The organism is Leptotrichia sp. oral taxon 223 (assembly GCF_013394795.1).
In the GTDB taxonomy this organism is placed as follows: Bacteria; Fusobacteriota; Fusobacteriia; order Fusobacteriales; family Leptotrichiaceae; genus Leptotrichia.
This window is the reverse complement of record NZ_JABXYU010000001.1, coordinates 989,541-1,004,639: the sequence shown is the minus strand read 5'-3', so window position 1 is coordinate 1,004,639 and position 15,099 is coordinate 989,541. Positions and strand designations below refer to the sequence as shown.

Genomic DNA, 15,099 nt, shown 5'->3' with positions numbered 1-15,099 from the left:
AGGACAATTGAGATAAGAATAGAAGAAGCAACAATGTGTAAAAGATAGATAAAAGTCAAGAATGCTTATGCAAATAAGATTCTCGTCAAGACAAAGGTGAAATTAAATATATGAAGATATATTGAATGAAGAGTTTGATCCTGGCTCAGGATGAACGCTGACAGAATGCTTAACACATGCAAGTCTTTGGCGAATCTGCGCTTGCGCAGGCTAGCCAAGGCGGACGGGTGAGTAGCGCGTAAAGAACTTGCCCTGCAGACAGGGATAACAGACGGAAACGACTGACAACACCTGATACGGTTGCCGGCACGCATGTGCCAGGCAATGAAAAGCGATGCTGCAGGAGAGCTTTGCGTCCTATTAGCTTGTTGGTGAGGTAACGGCTCACCAAGGCGACGATAGGTAGCCGGCCTGAGAGGGTGAACGGCCACAAGGGGACTGAGATACGGCCCTTACTCCTACGGGAGGCAGCAGTGGGGAATATTGGACAATGGGGGCAACCCTGATCCAGCAATTCTGTGTGCACGAAGAAGGCTTTCGGGCTGTAAAGTGCTTTCAGCAGGGAAGAAGCAAGTGACGGTACCTGCAGAAGAAGCGACGGCTAAATACGTGCCAGCAGCCGCGGTAATACGTATGTCGCAAGCGTTATCCGGAATTATTGGGCATAAAGGGCATCTAGGCGGCCAGGCAAGTCTGGGGTGAAAACCTGCGGCTCAACCGCAGGCCTGCCCTGGAAACTGCGTGGCTAGAGTGCTGGAGAGGTGGACGGAACTGCACGAGTAGAGGTGAAATTCGTAGATATGTGCAGGAATGCCGATGATGAAGATAGTTCACTGGACGGCAACTGACGCTGAAGTGCGAAAGCCGGGGGAGCGAACAGGATTAGATACCCTGGTAGTCCCGGCCGTAAACGATGATTACTGGGTGTGGGCATGAAGAGTGTCCGTGCCGAAGCTAATGCGATAAGTAATCCGCCTGGGGAGTACGGCCGCAAGGCTGAAACTCAAAGGAATTGACGGGGACCCGCACAAGCGGTGGAGCATGTGGTTTAATTCGACGCAACGCGAGGAACCTTACCAGATCTTGACATCCTGCGGATGCCCGCGAGAGCGGGCAGTGCCCTCGGGAACGCAGAGACAGGTGGTGCATGGCTGTCGACAGCTCGTGTCGTGAGATGTTGGGTTAAGTCCCGCAACGAGCGCAACCCCTATCGCCAGTTGCCATCATTAGGTTGGGGACTCTGGCGAGACTGCCTGCGAAGAGCAGGAGGAAGGTGGGGATGACGTCAAGTCATCATGCCCCTTATGATCTGGGCTACACACGTGCTACAATGGCCGGTACAGAGAGCTGCGAGGCGGCGACGCCAAGCGAACCTGCAAAGCCGGTCCAAGTTCGGATTGAAGCCTGCAACTCGGCTTCATGAAGCTGGAATCGCTAGTAATCGCAGATCAGCAATGCTGCGGTGAATACGTTCTCGGGTCTTGTACACACCGCCCGTCACACCACGAGAGCTGTCTGCACCTGAAGCCGCCGGTCCAACCGCAAGGGGGAAGGCGTCTAAGGTGTGGACAGTGATTGGGGTGAAGTCGTAACAAGGTATCCGTACCGGAAGGTGCGGATGGATCACCTCCTTTCTAAGGAGCCAGTTCACTAGCTGCTTCTTCTTATATGTCTTATGGGCGTGTAGCTCAGGTGGTTAGAGCACTGTGCTGATAACGCAGGGGTCGCTGGTTCGAGTCCAGCCATGCCCACCATATTTAAGTCTTGGGGATATAGCTCAGTTGGGAGAGCGCTGCCCTTGCAAGGCAGAGGTCAGCGGTTCGAACCCGCTTATCTCCACCAATTATGTTCAGGACAATGGGAAATGAATAGTAGGTAAAAGATTACAATGAACTGGAGTAAAAGTTATTCTGGAGAAAAAGCTAACAAGGGCACACGGAGGATGCCTAGGCAACAGCAGCCGATGAAGGACGTGATAAGCTGCGATAAGCCGGGAGTAGACGCACATAGTCGTTAATCCCCGGATTTCCGAATGGGCAAACCTGCATATCTGGAGGATATGCGTGAAAACGGTAAGCCCGCGAACTGAAACATCTAAGTAGCGGGAGGAAAGGAAAGTAAAAACGATTCCCTGAGTAGCGGCGAGCGAACGGGGAGAAGCCTAAACCGTGCCAGCGCCAAGCGGACAGCGTTGCTGGCACGGGGTCGTGGGACTTCCATTAACGGATTGTCATAATGTTTAAGCCATATGCATGTAAGCGGAATCAGCTGGGAAGCTGAACCAAAGAAGGTGAAAGTCCTGTAGGGCGTGAAGCGCATATGGCGACTGGAAGCACCCGAGTAGCGTCAGGCACGAGGAATCTGGCGTGAATCAGCGTGGACCATGTCACGCAAGGCTAAATACTGCTGTTGACCGATAGTGGAGAGTACCGTGAGGGAAAGGTGAAAAGAACCCTGAGCAAGGGAGTGAAACAGAATTTGAAACCGTGTGCCTACAAACGGTAGGAGCACTTTATGTGTGACTGCGTGGATTTTGGTTAATCATCCTGCGAGTTATGATTGGTGGCAAGGTTAATAAAGCGGAGCCGAAGGGAAACCGAGTCTCAATAGGGCGTTAAGTCGCCAGTCATAGACGCGAAACCTAGTGATCTAGGCCTGTCCAGGCTGAAGCTGAGGTAAGACTCAGTGGAGGGCCGAACTCACCGCCGTTGAAAAGTTGGGAGATGAGGCAGGTCTAGGGGTGAAAAGCCAATCGAACTAGGAGATAGCTCGTTCTCTCCGAAATGCATTTAGGTGTAGCCTTGACGCCAAGATATGCGGGGGTAGAGCACTGTATGGTCTAGGGGGCGTACTGCTTACCGAAACCAAGCAAACTTCGAATACCGTATATTGATCGTCAGGAGTGAGTCCATGGATGACAAGGTCCATGGACGAGAGGGGAACAGCCCAGACCGCCAGCTAAGGTCCCTAATTATGTCTAAGTGGGAAAGGAGGTGGATGTTCACAGACAACCAGGAGGTTGGCTTAGAAGCAGCCATGCCTTGAAAGAGTGCGTAACAGCTCACTGGTCGAGAGCATCTGCGCCGAAGATGTAACGGGGCTAAGACATAAACCGAAGCTGCGGAGGCGTGTCCACACGCCTGGTAGGAGAGCGTTCTGTAGGCCGTCGAAGGGACGCCGCAAGGCTTCCTGGAGGCATCAGAAGCGAGAATGCAGGAATGAGTAGCGAGAAGGCGGGCGAGAATCCCGCCGGCCGGAAGTCCAAGGTTTCCAGGGGAAGGTTTGTCCGCCCTGGGGAAGTCGGGACCTAAGCATAAGCAAAACTGTGATGGCGAATGGAAAACAGGTTAATATTCCTGTACCACTATTATCGCCCGAGAGACGGAGTGACGCAGGAAGGTATGTGGGAAGGCTGACGGAATAGCCTTTCCAAGGGCGCAGCATGGACACGCAGGCAAATCCGCGTGTCTAAATGTGAGACCTGATGGGGAAGTGCATTGGCATAAGCCACAGATCCTACACTGCCGAGAAAAACTTCTATCGATGAGAAATAGTGCCCGTACTGTAAACCGACACAGGTGGACAGAGTGAGAAACTTGAGGCCGACAGGATAACTCTAGCTAAGGAACTCTGCAAAATAGCCCCGTAACTTCGGGAGAAGGGGTGCCTGACATACCTGAGGGGAGAAACACCTCAAGGGGAAACAGGCCGCAGTGAAGAGTCCCAAGCAACTGTTTACCAAAAACACAGGTCTATGCTAAGCCGGAAGGCGACGTATATGGGCTGACACCTGCCCAGTGCCGGAAGGTTAAGAGGAGGATTGAGAGATCCGATTTGAAGCCCCGGTGAACGGCGGCCGTAACTATAACGGTCCTAAGGTAGCGAAATTCCTTGTCGGGTAAGTTCCGACCTGCACGAATGGTGAAATGATTTGGGAGCTGTCTTGGCTGGAGACCTGGTGAAGTTGTAATGCCGGTGAAGATACCGGCTACCTGCAGTAGGACGGAAAGACCCCGTGGAGCTTTACTGTAGTCTGGCATTGGGTTCTGGCTGTGTGTGTATAGGATAGTTGGGAGACTGTGAAGCCTAGGCGTCAGTCTTGGCTGAGTCGCCGTTGGAATACCAACCATATGCCGCCGGAATTCTAATCTGGTGACGGAGACAGTGCTAGATGGGCAGTTTGACTGGGGCGGTCGCCTCCAAAAGAGTAACGGAGGCGTTCAAAGGTTCCCTCAGGCTGGATGGAAATCAGCCTAAGAGTGCAAACGCATAAGGGAGCTTGACTGCAAGACTGACGGGTCGAGCAGGCACGAAAGTGGGAGTTAGTGATCCGGCGGTCCCGTATGGAAGGACCGTCGCTCAACGGATAAAAGCTACCCCGGGGATAACAGGCTGATACTTCCCAAGAGTCCATATCGACGGAAGTGTTTGGCACCTCGATGTCGGCTCGTCTCATCCTGGGGCTGGAGAAGGTCCCAAGGGTTGGGCTGTTCGCCCATTAAAGAGGCACGCGAGCTGGGTTCAGAACGTCGTGAGACAGTTCGGTCCCTATCCACTGCAGGCGCCTGAATACTGAAAAGTTCTGACCTTAGTACGAGAGGACCGGGTTGGACAGACCTCTGATGTACCAGTTGTCACGCCAGTGGCATGGCTGGGTAGTCACGTCTGGAACGGATAACCGCTGAAAGCATCTAAGCGGGAAGCCGGCTTTGAGATGAGTGTTCGCAGTATCCATGGAGAACACATGGCTGATAGGCCAGGGGTGTAAGTGCAGCAATGCATTCAGCTGACTGGTACTAATATTACATCCGCTTTTTAGTTGATCTTTTACTGCTACTATTTATTTCTCATTGTCTTAACTTGACAATTTAATTAAGTTTGGTGATGCTAGCAGCAGGGATACACCCGGTCACATTTCGAACCCGGCAGTTAAGTCTGCTTACGCCTACGATACTTGGATTCGTCCCGGGAAAATAGGCAGTTGCCAAACTTTTTTTCTTTTGTGTGTCTCCGTAGCTCAGCCGGTTAGAGCATCTGACTGTTAATCAGAGGGTCGTTGGTTCGAGTCCAACCGGGGACGCCACTTTTTTTTGTGAAAATTCCATGAGGATTTAAAGAAAAAAGGCATAAAGTATTGTACAGTAGTGTATTAATGAATAGAACTGTTGTAAATATCAAGATAGTAAATTACTGCAAGAATATTGTTAACTAGACAAGAAAACTTTGTTTAAAAAGGTTTTTTGTCTTTTTTTGTTTTATAAGGAAATTAAATTCATATTTTTTAGGCATTTACTGATATATTTGATAATTTTAAAAGAGGCATCAGCCTCTTTTCCTCTTCTTTTGTCAAATAAATATATAAATGTCTACGACAAAATATCCAACCTAGTTGGATTAATAAAATATTAATAGTATTTTTTGAGAGGCGGATATCTGTAATGATAAAATTCCCATACAATCATTTTAACCTTGCATACTGGACAGTAAAAAGGATTCATCCCGAAAGTCTTGTACATCTGCCTCTGATAAAATGAATATCTTGACACGGCAATGTTTTTCCTGAAAGCATCAATTGTCTCTTTAAGACTGTCAGAAATATGCCTTGAATAAAATCCGTAGCGGTTTACCATCTTAAAGTTTTTAGGGGGCAGATGAATTAAAATATGGGAAATAAATCTCTCAGAAGGCAATGTAAGTTTTCTTTTTATCATTAGCCAGGTCGTTAAAAAAGAAAGTGACCTCCTTGTCAGTAATGTCAGTAATCTTGTATTCAGCAATGGGAGAACGTGCAAGGTATCGTCCAAGATATTTGATAATACCTTTTGTGCTGTTAATATCACCATTGCCAACGTTAAAGAAAAAACAAAAGGTTTTTCTTTTTCTTTTCCTGCTGATATTGTGAAAGATGAACTTGAATACTTGGTTAACAGCGGCAGAAAGTTTTGACAGAAGGGATCTGTCATAAAAGAAGAACTTTCTACATTTTTCAGGGATAGTAAAAAGGACATGGCGATGTTCAATATTGAGAATATGCTTTTGAATCTTTTCAGTCCATGTCATAGAATACCTGTAACCGCAAGAAGGACAGAGCTTAGACTTGCAAGTAATAGGGAACAGGTGTGTAACAGGACAGTGAGGACATTTGAACTTGACAAAACCTTTTGAAATATCCCTGCAGGCAAGGAATTTATCAATAGAAAGCTTAATATATTCAAGGTGACTGTTGGCGATATTATTTTTCTTGCAAAATTTTAAGGAATTTAGTAAAATATTGTTGTTACTGAAAATATATTTCAGTTTATCTTGTATAATGTATGTCATAAATATATTATACAAAAAAATCGAGGGTGTCTAATAAGTCAAAAATAATTTTATTAACATAAATGTTATATATTTTTAAAAATCAACAGATATTATTTTTATTGATTTTATAAATATAGTAAAATATATAAAATTTATGATTTAGTAATTTTATTTACTTTATGAGACAGCCCCTTTTTTATTGTTAAAAAATTTTATTTATAAAGAATGAAATTAAATTACTCTTAAGATTATTTTTTGTAATACTATAGTTGAAAATAAGAAATAGAAAAGAGTTGAAAAAGTTTATTTGATGTGATATAAAGTATTCAGAAATTAAAAATTAAGTTAATTTTTAGGGAATAATAATTTAAATTATTTGAGACTTTTTAAGATTGAAATATTAAAGCTGAAATTTTGAATAAAACGATTTTAACTTATGAATTGATTTTAAAATAGAGTTAAGTTATTATAAAATAAGAAAAGTACGGAAAGGAGAGTGCGGCTAAGAAAATCGGAGCAGTATGTTTTTTTAGGGAATAAAAATTTAAGAAAAGTTTACTGTAGTTGTTAAACCGTAAAAAGAGAAATGAAAGAGAAATTGAAATTGTATATTGTTAGGCATGGGCAGACTGAGTGGAATGTGCAAGAAAAGTTTCAAGGGCAATTAAACTCGCCGCTTACAGAGGAAGGAAAAGTTAAAATCAGGAAAACGGCAACTGAGCTTGCAGATATTGAATTTGAGGCTGTTTATACAAGTAAGTTGGGAAGAACAGTTGGAACAGCTGAAATTATTTTGGAAAGTAATAATAATGAGAAAAGAAAAAATGATAATGAAAAATTGAAATTGCAGAAACTGAGTGAATTAAATGAGATTTATTTTGGGGAATGGCAAGGAATGACATTTGCAGAAATTTTTGTAAAATTTCCAGAAGAAGCTCATAATTATTTTTATGATGTAAAAAATTATTGTGCAGGGAATGTGAAGGGGGAAGAATTGCAAGATGGGCTGAAGCGATTTTTACGGGGACTGAATAAAATTGTGGAAGAAAATAATAGTGGAAATGTGTTAGTAGTTACGCATGGTACTGTCTTAGAGCTATTTTTTAATTATATTGAAAATAAGGAGGCTAACGATCTGGATGAAAGAAAATTAATTGGAAACGGGGAATATAAAGTATTTACGTATGAAAATGGGAAATATTTCATAAATAGTAAGTGATAATTAGAAAACTAAGGAGAATAATTAAATGAAAATCTGGATAATTGGCGGAACGAAAGATTCAAGGAATATTTTAGATAAAATTTTAAAAATTGGGGGAAATAAAATTATTGTTAGCACGGCTACTGAGTATGGCGGGAAATTACTTGGGAATGTAGCTAAGAATGAGAATGTGCATGTGATTTCAGAAAGATTGAGTATTTTGCAAATTGAAGAGATGATTTTAGAAGAAAATATTGATTTGATTATTGATGCGAGTCATCCGTATGCGAAGAATATCAGTAATACTGTTATTTCGCTGGTAAGTTACTTGAATGAGAAAATTATTCAGGAGAAAGAATTAAAATATATAAGATTTGAGAGAAAAATGGTTGATTACGGAAATAAAAATATATTTAAGTTTCAGAATTTGCAGGAAATAATCAAGTTTTTACGGCAATTTGAAAATAAAAATGTACTTAGTACGCTGGGTTCAAATACTTTGGCTGAAATAAAGGAAATCAGTGAAAAAAACAATTTGTTTGTGAGAATTTTGCCAACAGTTTCTTCGATACAAAGTGCAGAAGAGTTGGGATATTTGCCTAAAAATATAATTGCTATGCAAGGGCCATTTTCAAAAAATATGAATGTTGTGATGTTGCAGGATTTGAAAATTGATTATTTGATTACAAAGGAAAGTGGTGAAACTGGAGGGGAATTGCAAAAGATAGAGGCTTGTCAGGAATGTGGCGTTACAATTTTGGCAATTAAGCGTCCTGTTTTGGATTATGGTACAGTTTTTAACACGATTGAAGAATTAATGGGATACCTGATTAAACTTTAATAGAATATTATTATTTTTCATTTAAATAGCAGAAATCAGTTAAAACCATTTTTTAAAGGATTTGTCAAAATGATAGAATATAATTTAAATGAGATTTAGCACAAAATATTTAGGGGCAATTGGATTAGCTAGCGATTCTTTTTTAGAATATAGAAAGTAAAAAAGAAGAAACTAATTTTGAAATAGCCCCTTCTTTTTTATTTTTGTGAAATAAATTTACCTAGTAAAATTCTTCTGAATTTTCTTCATATCCCTGTCAATATCTTTTCTTTTCAGCGATTCCCTCTTATCATGCATTTTCTTACCTTTTGCAAGCCCTATTTCCATTTTTACAAGCCTTTGCTTTGTATAAACTGAAATTGGGACAATGGTATATCCCTGTTCCTTAATTTTTTCGCTCCATTTTTTTATTTCACGTCTATTCAAAAGCAATTTTCTCACACGAGATTCTGCTACATTGTTGATATTTCCAAATTCATAAGGCGTAATGTGCATATTCATTACGAAAACCTCATCCCGTATAATTCTTATAAAACTTTCTTTTATGCTGACTTTTCCAGCTTTTACCGATTTTACTTCCGTTCCCACAAGCTCAATTCCAGCTTCTAGCTTATCTTCTATGAAATAATCGTGAAAAGCCTTTTTATTCCTAGCTAATACTGGCATCTTCCCTCCTTTTGCTATTTTGTTTTTTATTCTTCTTCGGTTTCGTCAATTTTTACTTTCTCTTCCACATAAGGTATAACCTCAATTTCCATTTTTGCATAACTTGCACTTACAATGCTTACTTTCATTGTGCTTCCCATGGTGTACGACTCGTTATTTCTTTTATCCACGATTTTAAAGTTTTCCTCATCATAAATAAAGTTATCACGTGCTGTTGTAACATTGTAAATCACTTCCACGTGATTTTCCAGCTCCATAAATATTTTATTTTTATTCATCCCGCTAAGTCTGGCAGTATAAACTTGTCCAATTTTATCTTGCATATATTCAATTAACTTGATTTTTACGCTGTCTTCTTCCAGTTTATCCGCTACTCTTTCAGTTCTTGAAATACTTGAGGCGATTGCTTCAAAATTGGATGCATATTTTGCTTTTTCCTTTTCACTCATAAACTTTTCAATTGAACGTCCAAGCATTCTGTGAACAATTAAGTCAGAATAACGACGTATCGGTGATGTAAAGTGCAAATAGTATTTGGAAGCTAGACCAAAATGTCCTAGATTTTTGTTGGCGTATCTTGCACGCTGCATTGCCCGTAAAATTAATTTATGAATCAGGTAGCCTTCTGGCAGTCCTGTCGTTCTTTCTATTATGTTCTGGAATTTTCCGGGATGTATTTCTTCCAGTCCCTTTAGGGAATATCCAAATTTTATAAGAGTTTCATTCAATGCCTGAACCTTTGCCTTGTCAGGGTCTTCATGGACTCTGTAAATTGCAGGAATTTCTTCCCAAAATAATTTTTCAGCCACAGTTTCATTTGCGATAACCATAAAGTCTTCGATAATTCTTTCAGCTTCCCCTCTAGAACGCAATACAATGTCCTTCACGGCTTTATTTTCATCTAAGTCTACCTTTATCTCAGGCAATTCAAAATCAATGCTCCCACGCCTCTTTTTGTTGTTTCTGATGATTTTAGAAAGTTCCAGCATGTTTTTTAGCATTTCATCAACTTTTCTGTATTTATCGTAAAGGTTTCTGTATTCTTCCGATTCTTCATCTTTTTCCAGAATTGTATTTACATTTTCATAAGTCATTCTGTATTTTGATCTTATAACTGATTTATAAAAATCATTTTTCACAACTTTACCTCTTTTGTCCAAATCCATTTCTACTGTAAAAGTTAGTTTATCCTCGTTCGGATTAAGTGAACAAAGATTGTTTGATAATTTTTGTGGCAGCATAGGGATTACCCTGTCTACAAGATAAATTGAGTTTCCACGTTTTAATGCTTCTGTATCAAGTTCGGTATTTTCCCGCACATAGTAAGATACATCGGCAATGCTTACAAAAAGTTTATACCCTTCTTCTGTTTTTTCTACATAAACCGCATCATCCAAATCTTTTGCATCAGAGCCGTCAATTGTAATAATATCAAGGTGCCGCAAATCTTTACGATTTTTTAGTTCATCTGAAATATCCTCATCAATTTTATCCAGTTCCTGCAAGACTTCATTTGGAAATTTCTCCTCAATCCCTTCATTTAAAAGCAACGATGAAATTAATGCTTCCGTATCTTTTGGGCTCCCCAGTACACTTACAATCTCTCCTTCAGGCTTTCTTTCTTCATCTCCCCAGAAATCCACCTTTACAGCCACTAAATCTCCAGTTTTTGCGCCTTTTATCAATTTTTTCGGAATGTAAATGTCCTTTGGTGAGTTTCTTGGACGTACAAAGCCAAAACTTAAACTATGTTCAAAAACTCCAACAATGACATTGCGATTTCTTTTTACAACCTTGCAAACTTCACCTTCACGCTTCTTTCCATCAGAACTTTCCTTCAAAATACGCACTAAAACAGTATCGCTATTCATAGCCGTATTTAGGTAAGATCCAGGGATAAAAACGCTGGTTTCTCCGTCAATATCAAGAAATCCAAAATTCCCGCTAGAAATGGAAATTTCTCCCTTCACAAAACCTTCCTTCTCAGGCAAGGTATATTTTCCATTTCTTTTTAAATAAATATCGCCGCTTTCTTCCCACGCATTCAAGAGCTGCTTATACATTTTCCGCTTTTTCTGGCTCCATTCCAACAGCTGCAATATTTCCTGAAAAGTAAACTCATATTCTGCCAGCACTTGTCGCAAATATTTTAATTCACGCTCTTCCCTAAGTTCCATCTTATGAGTTTTCTGATTTTCTTTTTTATTATTAAATTTATTCCCCTTATGAAAATTTTTCTCATTATTTTCAATATTTTTATTTTTATGTTTTTCTTTCTTTTTTTTATTTCCCATATTTTCCCTCTGTCTTGTTCAATGTATCAAATTGTACTATTTCTCATTTAAATAACAAGTATTTGAAATTTCTTGTGATTATTATAATTTATTATTTTTAATGAAGTTTAGTATTAATCTAAATTATAAAATTCTAGTAAAATATACCTATAAATTGACAAAGCAATGAATTTTCAGATGTATTCTAAAGTAATTTTTATTTTTTAGATTAAATCTGATTTTTTTTAATTTTAGAGCTGATTCGCTATTATTGAATTTCTAAATTTTATAATATTGGGATGAATAATCGAATCCTTTGAAAGTAAATATTTTAATTTTTCTTCTATTTCAAATTTTATTGCCTTATCTAAATCAGTTTTTGCGAGTTCTCTAGCTGTTTCCACACCTTCCCAGCTTCTGCCTTCCTCAATTGCATCTGAAAGATAAATAATCTTGGCAAGCGTATTCATATTTTCCTTTCCAATTGTATGATATTTTATTCCATCCAAAATTTCCTCGTCGTCAATTCCAAACAGTTCATAATTTTGCCGTACAAACTCAGCTCCTGCAAATCCATGCAGTACAGCCGTAGATTTCGACAACTTATCCTCAATCTCAGGATATTTTCCCCTTGTCAAGTCAATCATAACCGACAAGTCAAAAAATTTTGCCACATCATGCAGCCAGGCTGAAGCTTCTGTTTTTTCCACATCGGCATTATAAATTTTTGCCAGTTTCACAGCACATTTTGCAACTCTTTCCACATGATTGTATCTTTTTTCATCCAAATACTTTTTCACATTTTTTTTGATTTTATTTATATCTATCATATCTTATCCCCTCGCTTGCAAATAATTTTATACATAAATATGCATATTAATATTATTATACTACACGACAAAGAAAAAAACAACAAATCTGCTATATTTAGACAGGAGGAAAAAGTCGTAAAATTAAAATAAATAGATTTTTTTTGGCAATTTAGCCGCTCAAAAGAAAAATAATTAATAATATTCACACTTTATAATGGATTTTTTTTTAAATGTATAGTAAAATAATTTTAAGAAAAAGTGATTGAATAAAAAAATTGGGGAAGGTTTTATTTGATACTGAGAGGATGGGATGCGAGATGGAAGAGAGAAAAGTGCTGAAAAATGACTGGAAGATGACGGATGATGAAATTGAAGATATGAGAGTGCCTGTAATTGTAAATAAAAGTTATGACGAACTGTTTAAGCAGCTGGCGGACAGGATTAGAGAAAATAAACTGGATGTGGATATGGAGAAGATTGCACATGCTTTTATGCTTGCTTATGAGTCGCATGTGGGACAGAAGAGAAAAAGCGGGGAGGATTATATTTTACATCCTGTGGAAGTGGCGGAAATACTGGCTGACATGAAAATGGATACGGATACGATTGTGGCTGGGCTTTTGCACGATGTGGTGGAAGATACGCTTATAACTTTGCCGGATATAGAGTACAGTTTTGGAGAAGATGCAAAAAAGCTTGTAGATGGGGTTACAAAGCTTAGAAATTTGCCAAGAACGGACAGTAAAAAATTGGAAAATATAAGAAAAATGGTAGTGGCAATGTCGGAGGACATTCGGGTTGTAATTATAAAGCTGGCGGACAGGCTTCACAATATGCGGACACTAAAGTATATGAAACCTGAGAAGCAGCAGGAAAAATCAAAGGAAACAATTGAAATTTATGCGCCGATTGCTCATAGGATAGGAATGGCTAGGATAAAATGGGAACTGGAAGACATAAGTTTCAGATTTTTGTATCCAAAGGATTATTATGAGATTAAAGAGCTTGTAAATTCAAAAAGACGTGAGCGTGAGGAATATACGGCAAAATTTATTGAAAAAATAAAGGCGGAACTTGAAAAAAATAATATAAAGGGTGAAGTTACAGGACGTCCAAAACATCTGTACAGCATTTATCGTAAAATGATTGAAAAAGAAAAAAGATTTATAGATCTGTATGATTTGATTGCAATAAGGATTATTGTCGGTAAAAAGAATGAATGCTACAATGTGCTGGGAATAATTCACGATTTGTTCGTGCCTGTTTTTAACAGGTTCAAGGATTATATTTCACAGCCGAAGCCGAATGGCTACCAGTCAATTCATACAACAGTAAAGGGCCCTAATAATCAGAATGTGGAAATTCAAATCAGAACGCAGAAAATGCACGAAATAGCGGAAGAAGGGGTTGCGGCGCACTGGAAATACAAAGAAAAGAAATCAAAATCCAAAAATGAAAAATTTTATGCAGACGTAAAAAAACTGAAAGATTCTGTTCAAAATAAGAAAGATAATGAAAAACAGATGGAATTTGCGCAGGAAGTTACAGGAGATGTATTAAAACAGACGATATTTGTGTTTACACCAAAGGATGATATTGTAGAAATGCCGCGAAATTCTACTGCACTTGACTTTGCATTTCAGGTTCATACTCAAATTGGGTACAGAACGATTGGGGCAAAAGTCAATGGACGGATTACTCAGCTTAATCAGGTATTAAAAACTGGGGATAAAGTCGAAGTGATAACTTCCAAGAATATGAAAGGGCCTGGAAAAGACTGGATTGAAATGGTAAATAACCATAGTTCCCGTGTGAAGATAAGAAAATGGTTCAAGGACAAGGAATTTGAGGAAAAGTCGAAGGAAGGGGAACAGATTTTAGAAAAGGAATTTGAGCGGCTTGGCCTTAAATTGAAGGATATGATGGAAGATGAGCGTGTTTTCCTTTATATGAAAAAGTACAATATTGCTGATGATAAAACATTATTTTATAGATTTGGAAACGGAGATTTGTCGCTTGACGGCTTTTTGAACAAGTTTGAGAAAAAAGAAGAAAAGGCATTGGAAAAGGTGCTTGAAGAGGAAACTGAAAAAGGGAATCGTCAAAAGGAACGGAATCAGGGCGGTGTAAAAATTTCTGGAACAGAAAACACAATGTACCGTTTTGCAAAATGCTGCAGTCCGCTTCCCGGCGATGAAATATGTGGCTATGTGACACGTGGACGTGGAATCGCAATTCACCGTGCTGACTGTGATAATTTTATCTCCCTCATGGAAAAAGAGCCAGAAAGGGAAGTTGATGTCTATTGGGATGAATCTGCAATCTCAGCCAACAGTTCATACGAATTTAATTTCACAGTAAAAGCCTCAGACAGAAATGGACTGCTACTTGACATTATCCGAATCTTAAACGAATACAAAATGAACTTGATAACTGTAAATACAAATAACTTTAAAGAAAATGGAAACAAGCGGATTTTTATCCATCTAAGAATAACTATCCGAAGCAGGGAAGATTTTGACAGATTGGCAAACAGCCTAAAATCAATGCCGGAAGTGATAGATGTCATAAAGAAATAAAAAATTAATTTTAAAAGGGAGAGTTGAAAATGGAACTAAAAGTAATAATTGGTTTAATCGTATTTATATTTTTATTGAAGATACTTATAAAAATTACTAAAAAAATATTGTTTTTCTTTTTTGTGATTATTATTTTTATGGTTATTATAAACTATTTGAAATTGTAATTTTTACGGATTAAAGTTGATGTGGCCAGTGATTATTATTTTTTTTTCTATCTTATCAATTTTTATGGCAGATTTGAAGATAAGTAGAAATTTTGGCAGCAGAAAGCATTGAAAATGGTATTATATTTAATAGATTTACAAAATCGGATAATCTTTTGATAGGAACACATGATGGATACTCATACAAAGATTATTGGATAATTCATAAATAAAAATTTTCAAGTGGATTAACAGGAAAAAGAATAACACAGAAATTT

General features: G+C 38.8%; 6 protein-coding genes, 3 tRNA genes, 3 rRNA genes and 1 pseudogene. 9 read left to right on the top strand and 4 right to left on the bottom strand.

The window, feature by feature from the left end:
- The first annotated feature begins 122 nt into the window (after positions 1-122).
- The 6 genes from HW275_RS04940 to HW275_RS04915 all read left to right on the top strand — a co-directional run bounded on the left by HW275_RS04940 (position 123) and on the right by HW275_RS04915 (position 5,083).
- Positions 123-1,634 (top strand): 16S ribosomal RNA (locus HW275_RS04940).
- A gap of 43 nt (positions 1,635-1,677) precedes the next feature.
- Positions 1,678-1,754, top strand: a tRNA-Ile gene (locus HW275_RS04935).
- Between the two features lie 12 nt (positions 1,755-1,766).
- A tRNA-Ala gene (locus HW275_RS04930) sits at positions 1,767-1,842 on the top strand.
- Between the two features lie 73 nt (positions 1,843-1,915).
- A 23S ribosomal RNA gene (locus tag HW275_RS04925) occupies positions 1,916-4,820 on the top strand.
- A 57-nt stretch (positions 4,821-4,877) separates the two neighbouring features.
- Positions 4,878-4,990, top strand: a 5S ribosomal RNA gene (gene rrf / locus HW275_RS04920).
- Together the 16S, 23S and 5S rRNA genes with 3 tRNA genes alongside form the textbook arrangement of a ribosomal RNA operon.
- A gap of 16 nt (positions 4,991-5,006) precedes the next feature.
- A tRNA-Asn gene (locus HW275_RS04915) sits at positions 5,007-5,083 on the top strand.
- Between the two features lie 322 nt (positions 5,084-5,405).
- Here HW275_RS04915 and HW275_RS12545 read toward each other — a convergent pair.
- Positions 5,406-6,321, bottom strand: a pseudogene (locus HW275_RS12545) (transposase zinc-binding domain-containing protein).
- A 568-nt stretch (positions 6,322-6,889) separates the two neighbouring features.
- On the opposite strand from HW275_RS12545, the gene HW275_RS04900 reads away from it, so the two are divergent.
- Both HW275_RS04900 and cobK read left to right on the top strand, forming a co-directional pair.
- Positions 6,890-7,522, top strand: coding sequence for a histidine phosphatase family protein (locus HW275_RS04900; protein ID WP_178935508.1), 633 nt, complete (start codon positions 6,890-6,892; stop codon positions 7,520-7,522).
- Positions 7,523-7,550: 28 nt separating this feature from the next.
- Complete coding sequence (gene cobK / locus HW275_RS04895; RefSeq protein WP_178935507.1) at positions 7,551-8,345, top strand: precorrin-6A reductase; 795 nt, start codon at positions 7,551-7,553, stop codon at positions 8,343-8,345.
- Between the two features lie 216 nt (positions 8,346-8,561).
- Here the strand turns inward: cobK and smpB are convergent, their stop codons facing one another.
- The 3 genes from smpB to yqeK form a co-directional block, all read right to left on the bottom strand.
- Positions 8,562-9,011 carry an SsrA-binding protein SmpB gene (gene smpB / locus HW275_RS04890; RefSeq protein WP_218975091.1) on the bottom strand — a complete coding sequence of 150 codons (450 nt, stop codon included), beginning with the start codon at positions 9,009-9,011 and terminating at the stop codon, positions 8,562-8,564.
- A 26-nt stretch (positions 9,012-9,037) separates the two neighbouring features.
- Positions 9,038-11,305 carry a ribonuclease R gene (gene rnr / locus HW275_RS04885; protein WP_178935506.1) on the bottom strand — a complete coding sequence of 756 codons (2,268 nt, stop codon included), beginning with the start codon at positions 11,303-11,305 and terminating at the stop codon, positions 9,038-9,040.
- Positions 11,306-11,535: 230 nt separating this feature from the next.
- Positions 11,536-12,114: a bis(5'-nucleosyl)-tetraphosphatase (symmetrical) YqeK gene (gene yqeK, locus HW275_RS04880; protein ID WP_218975090.1), complete on the bottom strand. Its 579-nt coding sequence runs from the start codon at positions 12,112-12,114 to the stop codon at positions 11,536-11,538.
- A gap of 299 nt (positions 12,115-12,413) precedes the next feature.
- Between yqeK and HW275_RS04875 the strand changes: the two genes are divergently transcribed.
- Entirely contained in the window at positions 12,414-14,675 is a 2,262-nt protein-coding gene (locus tag HW275_RS04875) for a bifunctional (p)ppGpp synthetase/guanosine-3',5'-bis(diphosphate) 3'-pyrophosphohydrolase (protein WP_255460018.1), read from the top strand.
- Positions 14,676-15,099 lie beyond the last annotated feature (424 nt).